The sequence below is a fragment of the Neisseria sp. P0001.S005 genome, from assembly GCF_051963715.1.
The window spans coordinates 1-546 of the sequence record NZ_JBQCTZ010000530.1 but is presented as its reverse complement, the minus strand read 5'-3'; the positions used below and the strand labels follow the sequence as shown (position 1 = coordinate 546).

General features: G+C 43.8%; 1 protein-coding gene. It reads left to right on the top strand.

The window, feature by feature from the left end; all coding sequences use genetic code 11:
- The coding region (gene rpsD / locus ACTHSP_RS21490; protein ID WP_440346939.1) for a 30S ribosomal protein S4 at positions 1 to 546 on the top strand (546 nt) is incomplete at both ends.

Sequence of the window (546 nt, the reverse complement as noted above, 5' to 3'; positions counted from 1 at the left end):
ATTGGCCCTAAATGTAAATTAGCACGTCGCGAAGGTACGGATCTGTTTTTGAAGAGTGCACGTCGCTCTTTAGATTCAAAATGTAAAATGGATTCTGCACCTGGTCAGCACGGTGCGAAAAAACCACGTTTGTCAGACTACGGTTTGCAATTGCGTGAAAAACAAAAAATCCGTCGTATTTATGGTGTGTTAGAACGCCAATTCCGTCGTTACTTTGCGGAAGCTGATCGTCGTAAAGGTTCTACCGGTGAATTGCTGTTGCAATTGCTGGAGTCCCGTTTGGACAATGTCGTTTATCGTATGGGTTTTGGCTCTACCCGCGCTGAAGCACGTCAATTGGTTTCTCATAAAGCTATCGTTGTAAACGGTCAGGTTGTTAATATCCCTTCTTTCCAAGTTAAAGCAGGCGATGTTGTAGCTGTTCGTGAAAAAGCTAAGAAACAAGTACGTATCCAAGAGGCATTGAGCTTGGCTACTCAAATTGGCTTGCCAAGCTGGGTATCTGTTGATGCCGACAAATTGGAAGGTGTATTCAAAAATATGCCG